Source organism: Castellaniella sp. (assembly GCF_049651205.1).
Lineage (GTDB): Bacteria > Pseudomonadota > Gammaproteobacteria > Burkholderiales > Burkholderiaceae_B > Castellaniella.
Map to the genome: position 1 here is coordinate 15,378 of NZ_JBASBR010000007.1, position 14,441 is coordinate 29,818.

9 protein-coding genes are annotated in these 14,441 nt (G+C 60.6%); 8 read left to right on the forward strand and 1 reads right to left on the reverse strand.

The window, feature by feature from the left end; genetic code table 11:
• The first annotated feature begins 1 nt into the window (after position 1).
• The 7 genes from WA928_RS03680 to purL all read left to right on the forward strand — a co-directional run bounded on the left by WA928_RS03680 (position 2) and on the right by purL (position 10,419).
• Positions 2-1,039 (forward strand): alpha-ketoacid dehydrogenase subunit beta, encoded by a 1,038-nt coding sequence (locus tag WA928_RS03680; protein ID WP_350383026.1) that lies wholly within the window; start codon positions 2-4, stop codon positions 1,037-1,039.
• The gene (locus WA928_RS03685) at positions 1,039-2,397 is read left to right on the forward strand and encodes a dihydrolipoamide acetyltransferase family protein (RefSeq protein WP_424299738.1); all 1,359 of its coding nucleotides are present in this window, start codon (positions 1,039-1,041) and stop codon (positions 2,395-2,397) included. The genes WA928_RS03680 and WA928_RS03685 overlap by 1 nt, the downstream gene beginning before the upstream one ends.
• Before the next feature lie 2 nt (positions 2,398-2,399).
• On the forward strand, positions 2,400-3,812 hold the full coding sequence (gene lpdA, locus WA928_RS03690; protein ID WP_424299741.1) for a dihydrolipoyl dehydrogenase: 1,413 nt from the start codon (positions 2,400-2,402) through the stop codon (positions 3,810-3,812).
• Between the two features lie 14 nt (positions 3,813-3,826).
• Entirely contained in the window at positions 3,827-4,756 is a 930-nt protein-coding gene (locus WA928_RS03695) for an alpha/beta fold hydrolase (protein WP_424299744.1), read from the forward strand.
• A 39-nt stretch (positions 4,757-4,795) separates the two neighbouring features.
• On the forward strand, positions 4,796-5,632 hold the full coding sequence (locus WA928_RS03700; protein WP_417276738.1) for a PHP domain-containing protein: 837 nt from the start codon (positions 4,796-4,798) through the stop codon (positions 5,630-5,632).
• Between the two features lie 12 nt (positions 5,633-5,644).
• On the forward strand, positions 5,645-6,196 hold the full coding sequence (gene greB / locus WA928_RS03705; RefSeq protein ID WP_350383015.1) for a transcription elongation factor GreB: 552 nt from the start codon (positions 5,645-5,647) through the stop codon (positions 6,194-6,196).
• A gap of 176 nt (positions 6,197-6,372) precedes the next feature.
• Positions 6,373-10,419 (forward strand): phosphoribosylformylglycinamidine synthase, encoded by a 4,047-nt coding sequence (gene purL, locus WA928_RS03710; RefSeq protein WP_424299749.1) that lies wholly within the window; start codon positions 6,373-6,375, stop codon positions 10,417-10,419.
• On the opposite strand, the gene WA928_RS03715 is transcribed toward purL, so the two are convergent.
• Positions 10,416-12,773: an acyl-CoA dehydrogenase gene (locus WA928_RS03715; protein ID WP_424299752.1), complete on the reverse strand. Its 2,358-nt coding sequence runs from the start codon at positions 12,771-12,773 to the stop codon at positions 10,416-10,418. The genes purL and WA928_RS03715 overlap by 4 nt on opposite strands.
• A 113-nt stretch (positions 12,774-12,886) precedes the next feature.
• Between WA928_RS03715 and guaB the strand changes: the two genes are divergently transcribed.
• The gene (guaB, locus tag WA928_RS03720) at positions 12,887-14,347 is read left to right on the forward strand and encodes an IMP dehydrogenase (protein WP_417250807.1); all 1,461 of its coding nucleotides are present in this window, start codon (positions 12,887-12,889) and stop codon (positions 14,345-14,347) included.
• Positions 14,348-14,441: the final 94 nt, after the last annotated feature.

Consider the following 14,441-nt stretch of genomic DNA (forward strand, 5'->3'; position numbering starts at 1 on the left):
GATGGCACAGGAAAAAATGAAAACGCGTCCGATGACCATGATTCAGGCCCTGCGCTCCGCCATGGACATCATGCTTGAGCGCGATGATAACGTGGTGGTGTTTGGCGAGGATGTTGGCTATTTTGGTGGCGTGTTCCGATGCACCGAAGGCCTGCAGGCCAAGTATGGCCAATCGCGGGTATTTGATGCACCCATTTCCGAAAGCGGGATTGTGGCCGCTGCCGTGGGGATGGGGGCTTACGGGCTTCGCCCCGTGGTTGAAATCCAGTTTGCAGATTACTTTTACCCGGCCGCAGACCAGATCTTTTCTGAAGCGGCACGGTTGCGATATCGGTCGGCGGGTGGTTACACCTCACCGCTTACTATTCGCATGCCCTGCGGGGGTGGCATTTTTGGCGGGCAAACGCACAGCCAAAGCCCCGAAGCGCTGTTTACCCACGTGTCGGGCTTGCGTACGGTGATGCCTTCCAACCCCTACGACGCCAAAGGCCTGCTGATCAGTTCCATCGAAAACGATGACCCGGTGATCTTCCTCGAGCCCAAGCGGCTTTATAACGGGCCGTTTGATGGCCACCATGATCAACCGGTGGTGCCGTGGTCCAAGCATCCTTTGGGCAACGTGCCTGAAGGCTATTACACCGTGCCGCTGGACAAGGCTGCGCTGTATCGTGAGGGCCGCGAACTCACCGTGCTTACCTATGGCACGATGGTTTATGTGGCCGAGGTGGCGGCCCGTGACGCCGGCATTGATGCCGACATCATTGATTTACGCAGCCTCTGGCCGCTGGATCTCGACGCCATCCTGAACTCGGTGCGCAAAACCGGCCGTTGCGTGGTCTTGCACGAGGCCACCCGCACCAGCGGGTTTGGTGCCGAGCTCTGCGCACTGGTGCAAGAGCACTGCTTTTATCATCTTGAAGCCCCGATCGAACGCATCACGGGATGGGATACGCCGTATCCGCACTCTCATGAGTGGGCATATTTCCCCGGCCCCAAACGGGTTGCCGAGGCATTCAAACGTGCGTTCCGGGAGGCATAATGGGTATTCATATCATCAAGATGCCGGATATCGGCGAAGGCATCGCTGAAGTCGAACTCGTCGAATGGCATGTGCAGCCGGGCGAGGCTGTGGTCGAAGACCAGATCCTCGCCGACGTCATGACAGACAAGGCCACCGTTCAGGTGCCGTCACCCGTGCATGGCACGGTGGTGTCCCTGGGGGGGCAAGTGGGTGAAACCATGGCTGTGGGTTCAGAACTTATCCGTCTCGAAATAGAAGGCGAGGGCAACGAGCACACCATCCGGAATCGCGCACCAGCCGCTGCAGATGCCCCTAAGGCTGTGGCAGCCGCCCCTGTTGCTCCTGTACACAAAGAAACCAAAAGCCCTGAGCCCGAGGCGCAGCCACCTGTCAGCCCGCCACAGACGCTGCCTGATCAAACAGCAGATGCCTCAGCTGCGCCTGTCCGGCCCCAGGCGGCGCATGTATCCTCGCATGCGCCGGCCCGCACAGAGGGCCAGCGGCCCCTGGCATCCCCGGCAGTGCGCCGGCGTGCCTGGGACCTGGGCATTACCCTGCAGTACGTGCCTGGCACCGGCCCTGCCGGACGCATTACCCAGGGTGATCTTGACGCTTGGCTGGCACGCGACCGCAATGCCACCTCCAATCGCACATCAGGGTCCTTATATCAGTCCAGCAATCAGGAAACCGAGGTGCCGGTTATTGGCCTGCGGCGCAAGATTGCCCAGAAGATGCAAGAGTCCAAACGCCGGATTCCGCACTTCACTTATGTCGAAGAGATCGATGTCACTGAGCTCGAATCCCTGCGTGCGCGGCTGAATACCCGCTACAGCACCGAGCGCGGTAAGCTGACCTTATTGCCATTTTTGGCCCGGGCCATGGTGCTGGCCTTGCGCGAGTTTCCGCAGATCAATGCGCGCTTTGATGATGAGGCGGGGATTGTCACCCAGTATGGCGGAGTGCATCTGGGGGTTGCCGCGCAAACGCCCTCCGGCCTGATGGTGCCTGTGGTGCATCACGCCGAAACCCTGGATCTCTGGTCGTGCGCGGCAGAAATTGCCCGCCTGGCCGAAGCCGCCCGCCAGGGCAAGGCCGCGCGCGACGAACTCACCGGTTCAACCATTACCATCACCAGCCTGGGGCCACTGGGCGGCGTGGTATCCACACCTGTCATCAATCATCCCGAAGTCGCCATCGTCGGCGTCAATCGGGTGATAGAACGGCCGGTGTTTCAGGAAGGCAGAGTCGTGGCGCGCAAGCTGATGAACCTGTCTTCGTCCTTTGATCATCGCGTGGTCGACGGTATGCATGCCGCCGAATTCATCCAGTGCATCCGGCGCTATCTCGAATGCCCGGCGCTTCTGTTTGTGGAGTAAGCATGTCCAATCTCATCAATACCACTTTGCTGATCATTGGCGGCGGGCCTGGCGGTTATGTGGCGGCCATCCGTGCCGGCCAGTTGGGTATCCCCACGGTGCTGGTCGAGGGAGCCTCTCTTGGCGGCACCTGCCTGAACATCGGCTGCATCCCCTCCAAGGCCCTCATCCACGTGGCCGAGAAATTTCATGCCCTGCAGGGATACGACAAGCATTCGGCGCTGGGGATCCAGGTATCCAGCCCCACGCTCGATCTCGAGCGCAGCGTGGCCTGGAAAGACGCCATCGTCAAAAAGCTTACAACCGGCGTTGGCGCCCTGCTGAAGAAAAACAAAGTCACAGTGGTGCAGGGCTGGGCACACATTATCGATGGCAAAACCGTGGATGTCGATCCTGTGGCCAAGGGCAAGGCGGGTGCGCCACAGCGCATCCGCTGCGAGCATCTGTTGCTGGCCACAGGCTCCGAGCCTGTGGCGCTGCCATTCATGCCGTTTGGCGGGTCGGTCATCTCATCCACCGAGGCGCTTTCACCCAAAACATTGCCGGCCTCTCTGGCTGTGGTGGGGGGCGGCTACATAGGTCTCGAGCTTGGCACCGCCTATCGCAAGCTGGGAGTCAAGGTTGATGTCATCGAGGCCCAGGATCGTGTGTTGCCCGCCTACGATGCCGAACTGGTTAAGCCCGTGCATGCGGCGCTTAAAACCCTGGGCGTCGGCCTGCATCTGCAGACCCAGGTACTTGGCCTGGCAGAAGACGGCAAGGGCGTGCGCATCCAGCCGGCCAAGGGCGCCGAGCAAATCCTGGCGGCCCAGCAGATCCTGGTGGCTGTGGGGCGCAAGCCCCGCAGCCGTGGATTTGGGCTCAGTTCCCTAATGCTGGATATGAACGGCCTGGCGGTACGCATTGATGACCGCTGCCATACGTCCATGAACGGCGTCTGGGCGATTGGTGATCTCACGGGCGAGCCCATGCTGGCGCACCGGGCCATGGCCCAGGGCGAATGTGTGGCCGAGCAAATTGCCGGCCTCACTCGCCGGTTTATGCCCGCTGCCATTCCTGCCGTGTGCTTCACCGATCCCGAGGTTGTCACTGCGGGTTTGTCTCCGCAGCAGGCTGCTGCAGATGGGCTGGATACCGTCGAGGGCGTGTTTCCGCTGGCGGCCAACGGGCGTGCCATGACGCTCGAATCCTCAGATGGATTTGTGCGTGTGGTGGCCCGGCGTGATAATCACCTTATCATTGGCTGGCAGGCGGTGGGGCGTGGTGTCTCCGAGTTCTCGGCCTCCTTTGCCCAGTCGATCGAAATGGGGGCGTGCCTGGAAGACGTCGCCCACACTATTCACGCGCATCCCACCCAAAGCGAAGCCATCCAGGAAGCGGCACTACGCGCATTGGGGCAGGCGGTGCATATTTGATACCCAAGGTGGCCATGTTGTCCGTCGAACCCCGTCTCAAATTTGTTACCTGCGCCAGCACGGCGGGCCTGCATCGCATGGCTTATTGGGAGTGGGGTGATCCGGATAACGATCGGGTTCTGTTGTGCGTCCACGGGCTTACCCGTACCGGCCGCGATTTCGATCCGCTCGCACAGGCACTATGCGCCGAGTACCGTGTGGTGTGCCCCGATGTCGTCGGCCGCGGCCGTTCGGATTGGCTGCTGGATGCCAATAGCTATGTTGTGCCGCAGTATGTCGCCGATATGGTCACCCTGATCGCCCGCCTGGCACCCGCCCGCCTGGATTGGGTGGGTACCTCCATGGGAGGCCTGATTGGCCTTGGTCTGACAGGTATGGCGGCGCTGTCAGCACAACTGCGCCCGGACCGTGGGGCCTCTGGCCCGGATCAGATGTCTTACCTGTCTCTGGGCAAGGTAGTGCTCAATGACATTGGGCCTGCGCTCAATCTCGATGGTCTGGCCCGGATTGGCGAGTACGTGGGGCAGGACATCCAATTTGCCTCTTTTGATCAGGCAGTTCAGTACGTCCGGCAGGTATCGCAAGGCTTTGGGCCGCACGATGCCGCCGGCTGGGAAGCCCTGACGCGATACGTATTTGTCCAGCAAGGCCAGCAATGGGTGAAACACTACGATCTGCGCATCGCACAGCCCTTTGCCTTGCAAACACCCGAAGCCACGGTAGCGGCCGAAGCCTTGCTGTGGCAGGCTTGGGATCACCTTGCACATCCCGTGTTGGTGCTGCGTGGCGCTCAATCGGATATTCTTCGGGCCGATACGGTGCGTGATATGCTGGCTCGCAACCCTCATGCACAGTCGTTGCAATTTGAGGGTGTGGGCCATGCACCCAGCTTGCGCAGCCCCGATCAAATCCACGCAATCCGTCAGTTTCTGCTGGCAGATTGATTCCTGCCTGATGGTCAGGCAAGGCAATCCTTCCTGCTTATGGCCTTAAATATCGATCTTCACAGTCATTCCTTTGAGTCTGACGGCGAACTGCCGCCGGCTGCTGTCGCAGCGCGTGCACATCAAAACGGGGTTGATTGGTGGTCGCTGTCTGATCACGATGAAACCCGGGGATTGGCAGAGGCCGCTGAAGCAGCAAACCGGCTAGGCATGGGGTTTATTCCCGGCGTCGAGATTTCAGCCAATTTCTGCGAAAAAACTATTCATATTGTTGGGCTCAACATTGATCCGCAGCATTCGGTGCTGGCTGAGGGGCTAGCCCGCATCCGCCAAACACGAGTGGATCGGGCCAGGAAAGTTGCGCAACTTCTGACTGATTGTGGCATTACTGATGCCTGGGAAGGCGCATTGAGTCACGTCGACAACCCAAATCTGATCAGCCGGGTACATTTTGCCCGGCATTTACTGGACCAAGGTCACGTCAAGACGCTGCAGCAGGCGTTCGACCGCTACCTGGGCGACGGCAAGCGGGCCTTTGTGCCCACGCAATGGGTACCGCTGGCGCAGGCGGTTCAATGGATATGTGCGGCAGGCGGCAAGGCCGTACTGGCGCACCCAGGGCGGTATCGCTACAAACCAGCTCAGGCCGATGCATTGTTTTCGGCTTTCAAGGAAGCGGGCGGACAGGGTATCGAAGTGATTACGGGCAGCCACAGCCCGGCACAATATGATTACTATGCCCGTGTTGCCTTAAGCTATGGATTTGAGGCCTCCCGCGGTTCGGATTTTCACGCACCCGGGGCAGGGCGGGTAGATCTTGGGCGCATGCCTGATCTCCCGGCCAATCTCACGCCTGTTTGGCACGATTGGATTTAAGCAAGGTGCACCATGAATAAAGCCTTCGTCAAAGAATCAGACTCCGACGACGAGGATCAGCTACCTGATCCCAGCCCGCTGCCGGCAGGCACAAAAAACTACATGACCGTCACAGGTTATAAAGCGCTGAATGCCGAGCTCACGCATCTGCTCAACACCGAGCGCCCCGATGTCGTGCAAACGGTTTCCTGGGCGGCATCCAATGGTGATCGCTCTGAAAACGGGGATTACATCTACGGTAAAAAGCGTCTGCGCGAGATCGACCGCCGGATTCGCTTTTTAACCCGCCGGCTGGAGTCTGCTGAAGTCGTTGACCCTGCCTTGCAACCGAATCGCGACCAGGTCTTTTTTGGCGCAACCGTGTATTACAGTGACAGTCAGGGCCAGGAATTCACCGTCACCATTGTGGGGGTGGACGAGGCCGAGCCCTTGATCGGGAAAATCAGCTGGGTGTCGCCGGTGGCCCGGGCCCTGATCAAGGCACGCGAAGGCGATACCGTTATTTTGCGCACCCCGGCGGGTGTCGAAGCGCTTGATATCCTCGAGGTCCGCTACCCCGAATAGCAGGCTGCCTTTGCGGCCAGGTGCGTTTTTGCAGCTTGTGACTGCACACAGGCAAACGGGGGTATCCCGGCTGCCGCGTCGTATTGCAATCATCCCGAGTCAGGTCTCTGCCATGATGACGCCCCGATCCCGGTAAAATAGACAGCTTCTGATCCTTTTGTCTGTGGGCTTCTGTCGTGACCTCTGTATTGATCATCCCCGGTTCTGCCGCTTTGTCCGATTTTCGCCGGCAACGCCTCTTGAGCACTCTCAATGGCCGTGGCCTGCCGGTTGCCGCTGTGGCGGCAGCTTCGTGCTATTTTGTCGAGACAGACGGCCCTTTGTCCGATGAGGATCTCGCACGCGTCAAAGTCTTGCTGGATGATGGTGGTGATGTGGTGCCTCCCGCCGATCGTCACGTCATTCAGCTGCTGGTTGTGCCACGCCTGGGCACGATTTCTCCCTGGGCCAGCAAAGCCACCGATATTGCCCATCATTGCGGTTTGCAACAGGTGCGGCGCATCGAGCACGGCGTCCGGTATTACATTTCGCCCGAACGCACCCTGGTTGGCAGCCGCAAACTCGACGAACCGCAATTGCAGCTGCTCGCCACCTGCCTGCACGACCGCATGACACAAACGGTGGTGCCAGCCGATTTCGATGGCAAGGCCTTGTTTACGCCTGTCTCTGGACAGCCAGTCAAGATAGTCCCGGTGCTGGCCGATGGCCGCACTGCACTGCAACAAGCCAACCTGCAGATGGGCCTGGCTCTGTCGGGGGATGAAATCGATTACCTGCTGCGGGCTTACTCCGACCTCGGGCGCGACCCCACCGATGTCGAGCTCATGATGTTTGCGCAAGCCAATAGCGAGCACTGCCGCCACAAAATATTCAATGCCCACTGGACGCTGGATAAGCAGGCCCAATCGCAAACGCTGTTTGACATGATTCGTGCCACCCATGCTGCGCAGCCCGAAGGCACCGTGGTGGCTTATTCCGATAACGCAGCCGTCATGCAGGGTGGCCCAGCCTCGGTGTTTCACGCTGCGGGGGCCGATAACTCTGTGTATCGCCGTGATGCTGCAACCATGCACATCCTGATGAAGGTCGAGACGCACAACCATCCCACGGCGATTGCGCCGTTTCCGGGCGCGGCCACCGGAGCCGGCGGTGAAATCCGCGACGAAGGCGCCACAGGGCGTGGCTCCAAACCAAAAGCGGGCCTCACGGGTTTTACGGTATCTAACCTGCGGGTAGACGAGGCCCACGAGCCCTGGGAGACCCCGGCGCAAGCCCCGGATCGCATTGCTTCCCCCCTGGATATCATGATCCAGGGCCCCATTGGCGGTGCTGCTTTCAACAACGAGTTTGGCCGTCCCAACCTGCTGGGCTATTTTCGAGCCTTCGAGCAAACTGTCAATGACGTGCATTGGGGCTATCACAAGCCCATCATGCTCGCAGGTGGGCTGGGGCAAATCGACGATCGCCTCACGCACAAAGATCCGCTGCCACCGGGCGCCTTGCTGGTTCAGCTGGGCGGGCCGGGCATGCGTATCGGCATGGGCGGCGGTGCGGCCTCCAGCATGGGGGCAGGCACCAATCAGGCCGAGCTCGATTTCAACTCCGTGCAACGCGGTAATCCCGAGATGCAGCGGCGTGCCCAAGAGGTCATCGACCGTTGCTGGCAGCAGGGCGCAGATAATCCGGTTCTGGCGATTCACGATGTGGGTGCCGGTGGCCTGTCCAATGCGTTTCCAGAGCTTGTCAACGATGCCGGGCGTGGTGCCGAGTTCGAGCTGCAGCGTGTCCCACTCGAAGAATCTGGCCTTTCACCGGCCGAAATCTGGAGCAACGAATCCCAAGAGCGCTACGTACTGGCCATCCAGCCAGAAGATCTGGCCCGCTTTGCAAAAATCGCGGATCGCGAGCGCTGTCCCTACGCCGTGGTAGGCGTTGCCACCGAGGCCCGCCGCCTGCGTGTCACCCAGGGAGAGGGTCTTCCTGGGTTGGATCGCCCAGAGGGCGAGGTGTCACCCAATGGCTTGCGGCCAGTGGATGTCCCCATCGATGTAATCCTGGGCAAACCGCCCCGGATGCAGCGTGAAGCAAGTCGCGAGACCATCCAGGGCCAGCCGCTTGATCTTGTTGACGTTGATCTGGGAGAAGCCATCGAGCGCGTCTTGCGCCACCCCACAGTGGCCAACAAGTCGTTTCTCATCACGATTGGTGACCGCACTGTGGGTGGCCTGACTGCCCGAGACCAGATGGTTGGCCCCTGGCAGGTGCCGGTGGCCGACTGCGCCGTTACCTTGCGTGATTACGAAGGTGTGGCCGGCGAAGCAATGGCGTTGGGCGAGCGCAGCCCGCTGGCGATCCTCAACCCGCCGGCCTCCGGGCGCATGGCAGTCACAGAAGCGCTCACCAACCTTGCTGCAGCCGGGGTGGCGCGTCTCGAAGACGTCAAGCTGTCTGCCAACTGGATGGCTGCTTGCGGACAACCCGGGCAGGATGCCGCGCTGTTTGATACGGTTGCCGCTGTCAGCGACTGGTGCCAGACCCTGGGCTTGTCCATTCCGGTTGGCAAGGATTCGCTCTCCATGCGCACAGCCTGGGAGGACGATGAAGGCACGCATGCTGTACTGTCGCCGGTATCCCTGGTGGTTACCGCCTTTGCGCCTGTGGCTGATGTGCGCACCACGCTGACACCACAGCTGCGCACGGATGCGGGTGATAGCGTGTTGCTGCTCATCGATCTTGGCGAGGGCCGTCAACGCATGGGCGGCTCGATCCTGGGCCAGGTGTATGGCGAGATCGGGGCTGAAACCCCGGACATGCAAGACGGTAATTTGCTGCGTACTGCCCTGATGGCCCTGCGCGAGCTGGTCAGCCGCGGCTGGGTACTGGCCTGCCACGATCGCTCTGACGGCGGGCTGATGGCCAGCGCAGTCGAGATGGCATTTGCCGGTCATGTCGGTGTATCGCTCAATCTCGACATGCTCACACTCGACCCCCACATCGCCGATGCCGGAGACTTCAAGATCCGCAATGACCAGGTGGCGGTGTTGCACCACGAACATAACCTGACCGCACTGTTTAACGAAGAAGCTGGATGGCTGATTCAGGTGCCGCGCGCCCATCGCGACGAGGTTTTGCAGTTTCTGCGTCAAGAGGGGTTGGCCGCCATTGCGCATGTAGTGGGCATGCTCAACTCCCGGCAAGAGTTTCAAGTGTTTCGGGATGGCGCCATCACCTACCATCGGCCTTTGTCCGAGCTTGGTCAGATCTGGAGCGAAACCACGCACCGGATCATGGCCCGCCGCGATCACCCCGACTGCGCCGAGGCCGAACACGCCCGCTGGCTGGATACAGAAAACCCCGGCCTGGTGCCACAGGTTGCATTCAACCCGCAAGAAGACGTCGCTGCACCGTTTATTGCGCGTGGCGCACGGCCAAGTGTTGCAATCCTGCGCGAGCAAGGCTGCAACAGCCAGGTCGAAATGGCCTGGGCCTTTGATACCGCAGGCTTCGAGGCGGTGGATGTCCATATGACGGATCTGCTGGCTGGCCGTGTGCGCCTGGATACCCTGCAGGGTCTGGTGGCTGTTGGCGGGTTTAGCTACGGTGATGTCTTGGGCGCCGGCGAAGGCTGGGCCCGCACCATCCGCTACAACGCGGCACTGGCAGACCAGTTTGCCGCTTACTTTTCACGGCCCGATGTCTTTGCCCTGGGTGTATGCAATGGTTGTCAGATGATGGCTGCTCTGGCCGACATGATCCCCGGCGCGCAACACTGGCCGCGTTTTACCCGTAACGTCTCCGAAAAATACGAGGCCCGTCTCTCGCTGGTCGAGATCCTGGATTCACCCTCCATCTTTTTTGCCGGCATGGCGGGCGTGCGTGCACCCATTGCAGTGGCGCACGGCGAGGGCTATGCCAACTTTGCCCGCCAGGGCGATGCCAGCCAGGTAACAGCGGCTGCCGCCTTTGTAGACGCCGCCGGCCAAAGAACAATCTCATATCCGGACAATCCCAATGGCAGCCCGGAAGGCCTCACAGCAGTCACAACCGCCGACGGGCGCTTTACTGCCATGATGCCGCACCCTGAGCGCGTAACCCGTAATGTCGCGATGTCATGGCGGCCTGCCAGCTGGGGGCCTGCAGATACGGATGACGGCACCAGCATCCATGGCGGATTTACGCCATGGATGCGGATGTTCCGTAACGCCCGGGTCTGGCTGGGTTAAGCACCATCCGCTTGCGTGTGTGAGGGTGTATCGGTGTTTGACAGCCCCGAGAAATCGGGGGCAAAGTCGTCAACGCCGATCACGCGGTCGCGCAAGGTGTTGCGGGCGTGCAGGCGTTCGTATTCATCGTCGGTCAATCCGCCGGCAGCGTGCACGGCCTGTGCAAGGTCGCGTACGTTGGCACGCGGATCACCTGCAGGAATTTTGCCGGACTTTTCAAAATCACGGATCTTGCGCGCCAGATCTTGTGTATCCATCACGGCCTGCAGTGCGGATTCGATGGCGGCCACGGGCTCTTGTGGATCTTCAGGAAGATAGGCCAGGTGGGTCAGCCGGTCTCGGGTTGGACCAGGCGTGCATAGCGCCTGTGCCACTTCTGCCGAGAGCTTGTCGGATGGTGCCGGGAAACTGCGTCCCCAGGGCATCAGTGCCACATGCAAGGCGCACGCCAATATTCGGTTGGGGAAATTGTGCAACACTCCGGAAATTGCGTCTTCAGCCCGACAAAAGGCGTCCTGAATCGCCCAATGGGCCAGTGGTGCGTCGCCTGGCTGCTGGCCCTCGTCGTGAAAGCGCTTCAGGGTGGCGGAGATCAGGTAGAGCTGCGACAACACATCACCCAGACGCGCAGAGATGGATTCCCGGCGCTTGAGCGAGCCCCCCAGACTCAGCATGGCGACATCCGATAAGGTGGCCAATACCGCGGAGTAGCGGGTGAGCTGCCGATAGTATCGGACCATGGCCGGCGCCACTGCAGTGTCGGGGCGTGCAAAGCACGCGGCTGTCCAGCCGTGTGCAATGGCCCGCAGGGCATTGCTGCCGGTGTGACGCATGTGGCCCCAAAAGGCCTTGTCAAAGTTATCCAGCCCCTGTTTGGGGTTGCTGTCCTGGGCCGCTTGCATCTCGGCAAGCACAAACGGATGGCAACGGATGGCCCCCTGGCCAAAGATGATCAGGCTGCGCGTGAGAATATTGGCGCCTTCCACGGTAATCCCCACGGGGATCTGCTGATAGGCCCGACCCAGGAAGTTTTGCGGGCCAAGAATAATGCCTTTCCCGCCAATGATGTCCATGCCGTCGTTTACCACCATGCGGCCGCGCTCGGTGACGTGATATTTGACAATAGCCGAGACCACGGCAGGTTTTTCTCCCAGATCCACCGCACCCGCCGTCATGGCACGCGCCGCATCCATCAGGTAGGTGTGGCCGGCAATCCGGGCAAGGGGCTCGATCACACCCTCAAACTTGTGAATGGGCGTATGAAATTGGTCGCGCACCACGCTATAGCCACCTACCGCGCGGGCGGTCAGCTGCGCCATGCCTGCGTAGGAGGAGGGCAGGGAGATGGATCGCCCGGCCGCCAGGCACTCCATCAACATGCGCCAGCCCTGGCCGGCACGGGCCTGGCCACCAATGATGTACTCCAGCGGAATAAACACATCGTGTCCGCGTGTGGGGCCGTTCATGAACATCGCATCCAGCGGGAAATGCCGCCGGCCGATCTCCACCCCAGGGTGGTCGCGAGGTACCAGGGCGCAGGTAATACCAATATCGGGTTGATCGCCCAGCAAACCATCGGGGTCGTATAACCTGAAGGCCAGCCCCAACACTGTGCAAACCGGGCCCAGGGTAATGTATCGCTTGTCCCAGCTCACTCGCATGCCCAGGGTTTCCTGCCCCTGCCACATGTCCTTGCACACCACACCGGAGTCTGGAATGGCAGCAGCATCCGAGCCCGCCCACGGGCTGGTTAGTGCAAAGGCCGGGATTTCCTCGCCACTGGCCAGACGTGGCAAGTAGTAATCTTTTTGCTCGGTGGTGCCGTAATGCAGCAGGAGCTCGGCTGGGCCCAGTGAGTTGGGCACCATCACCGTGGCCGATAGCGCCGAGTTGCGCGAGGCCAGGCGTGTGATCACCGCCGAATGCGCCACCGCAGAAAACCCCAGGCCGCCGTATTCTTTGGGGATGATCATGCCAAAAAAGCGGTGGCTGCGGATGTAGTCCCAGGCTTCAGGTGGCAAATCCAGATCTTCGCGAGTAACCCGCCAATCGTGCACCATGGCACACAAGGTTTCTACTTCATTATCCAGAAACGCCTGTTCTTCGGCAGACAGCCGTGGCAGCTGGATGGCATGCAATGCGCGGGCACTGGGTCGCCCTGAAAACAATGCGCCATCCCACCAGACGCTGCCCGCCTCCAGGGCTTCGCGCTCGGTGTCGGACATTTTGGGCAAAATCCGCTGAAACATGCGATAAATGGGGCGGGTAAGGTAGCGCATGCGTAAATCGGCATGCCACAGCACTACGGCTGCCGCCACGAAAATCAGGATAATCAGGACAAACACAAAAGCCATGAGGAGCCTCCCTTTTGCATACTATCGTAGTCTTGGGCCGCCGGTAGGGGTAGGGGTTTATCCTAGGGGCCCAAGAGCGTATAATCCTGCTTTGCCCGGAGTCTACACAGTTTATGCGTCTGATCAAAAAAGCGCTCACCTTCGACGACGTCCTCCTGGTGCCTGCCTTCTCCCAGGTTCTGCCGCGCGACACGCGTCTTGCCACCCAGCTTACACGGGATATCCAGCTAAATATCCCGCTGGTTTCTGCAGCTATGGATACGGTTACCGAGTCTCGCCTGGCCATTGCTATGGCCCAAGAGGGTGGTATCGGCATCATCCATAAAAACCTCACCGCCGACGAACAAGCCCGCGAAGTCTCGCGCGTCAAGCGCCACGAATTCGGCATTGTCATCGATCCGGTTACTGTCACGCCCACCATGAAAGTGCGCGATGCCATCGCATTGCAGCGCCAGCATGGCATTTCGGGCTTGCCAGTGGTCGAGGCCGGCAAGCTGGTGGGGATTGTCACCAACCGGGATCTTCGCTTCGAAGACCGTCTGGATGTTTCTTTGCGCGAGATCATGACGCCGCAAGAACGACTGGTCACGCTGCACGAAGGTGCTACCCTCGAAGAAGCGCAAGCCCTGATGCACAAGCATCGCCTCGAGCGCGTGCTGATTGTCAACGACAAATTCCAGCTGCGCGGCCTGGCCACGGTCAAGGATATTGTCAAAAACACCGAGCACCCCCTGGCCAGCAAAGACAGTCAGGGCCAGTTGCGTGTTGGTGCAGCTGTCGGCGTAGGCGAGGGCACCGACGAGCGTGTCGAAAAACTGGCTGCGGCCGGTGTCGATGTGCTTGTGGTGGATACGGCACACGGCCACTCCGCCGGCGTCATCGAGCGCGTGCGCTGGGTTAAAAAGCACTATCCCCATATTCAGGTGATTGGCGGCAATATCGCTACTGCTGCCGCTGCACTGGCATTGGCAGAAGCTGGTGCCGACGCCGTCAAGGTGGGTATTGGCCCGGGGTCAATCTGCACCACACGTATCGTGGCGGGTGTGGGTGTGCCCCAGATTACCGCCATTGCCGATGTGGCTCAGGCCCTCGAGGGCACAGGTATCCCCCTGATCGCCGATGGCGGCATCCGCTATTCGGGCGATGTTTCCAAGGCGCTGGCCGCGGGCGCGTCCACGTGCATGATGGGTGGCATGTTTGCCGGTACCGAAGAAGCCCCCGGAGAAGTCGTGCTGTTTCAGGGGCGCTCTTATAAGTCGTACCGCGGGATGGGCAGCCTGGGCGCCATGGCGGATGGCTCTGCCGACCGCTATTTCCAGGATCCCAACAACAATATCGACAAGCTGGTGCCAGAAGGCATCGAGGCCCGCGTGCCGTACAAGGGCAGTGTCATCGCCATCATCTACCAATTGGTGGGTGGCATCCGCGCATCCATGGGGTACTGCGGCAGTGCCACGATCACCGATCTTCATGCCCAGGCCGAGTTTGTCGAGATCACCTCGGCCGGCGTGCGCGAATCCCACGTGCACGACGTGCAGATTACCAAAGAAGCGCCCAATTATCGCGCGGATTGATCGGGGCCGACCACTACCGCGCAAAGCCCAGACCCGCACCCTGGGACGTTTGCGCGGCCTGTACGAAGGCGCAACGCGGGACGACGGCTGCCAC

Excerpts from the sequence above, each read along its gene's own strand:
- WA928_RS03680 (WP_350383026.1), top strand. The coding sequence starts at position 2 with ATGGCACAGGAAAAAATGAAAACGCGTCCGATGACCATGATTCAGGCC.
- WA928_RS03685 (WP_424299738.1), top strand. The coding sequence starts at position 1,039 with ATGGGTATTCATATCATCAAGATGCCGGATATCGGCGAAGGCATCGCT.
- lpdA (WP_424299741.1), top strand. The coding sequence starts at position 2,400 with ATGTCCAATCTCATCAATACCACTTTGCTGATCATTGGCGGCGGGCCT.
- WA928_RS03695 (WP_424299744.1), top strand. The coding sequence starts at position 3,827 with ATGTTGTCCGTCGAACCCCGTCTCAAATTTGTTACCTGCGCCAGCACG.
- WA928_RS03700 (WP_417276738.1), top strand. The coding sequence starts at position 4,796 with ATGGCCTTAAATATCGATCTTCACAGTCATTCCTTTGAGTCTGACGGC.
- greB (WP_350383015.1), top strand. The coding sequence starts at position 5,645 with ATGAATAAAGCCTTCGTCAAAGAATCAGACTCCGACGACGAGGATCAG.
- WA928_RS03715 (WP_424299752.1), bottom strand. The coding sequence starts at position 12,773 with ATGGCTTTTGTGTTTGTCCTGATTATCCTGATTTTCGTGGCGGCAGCC.
- guaB (WP_417250807.1), top strand. The coding sequence starts at position 12,887 with ATGCGTCTGATCAAAAAAGCGCTCACCTTCGACGACGTCCTCCTGGTG.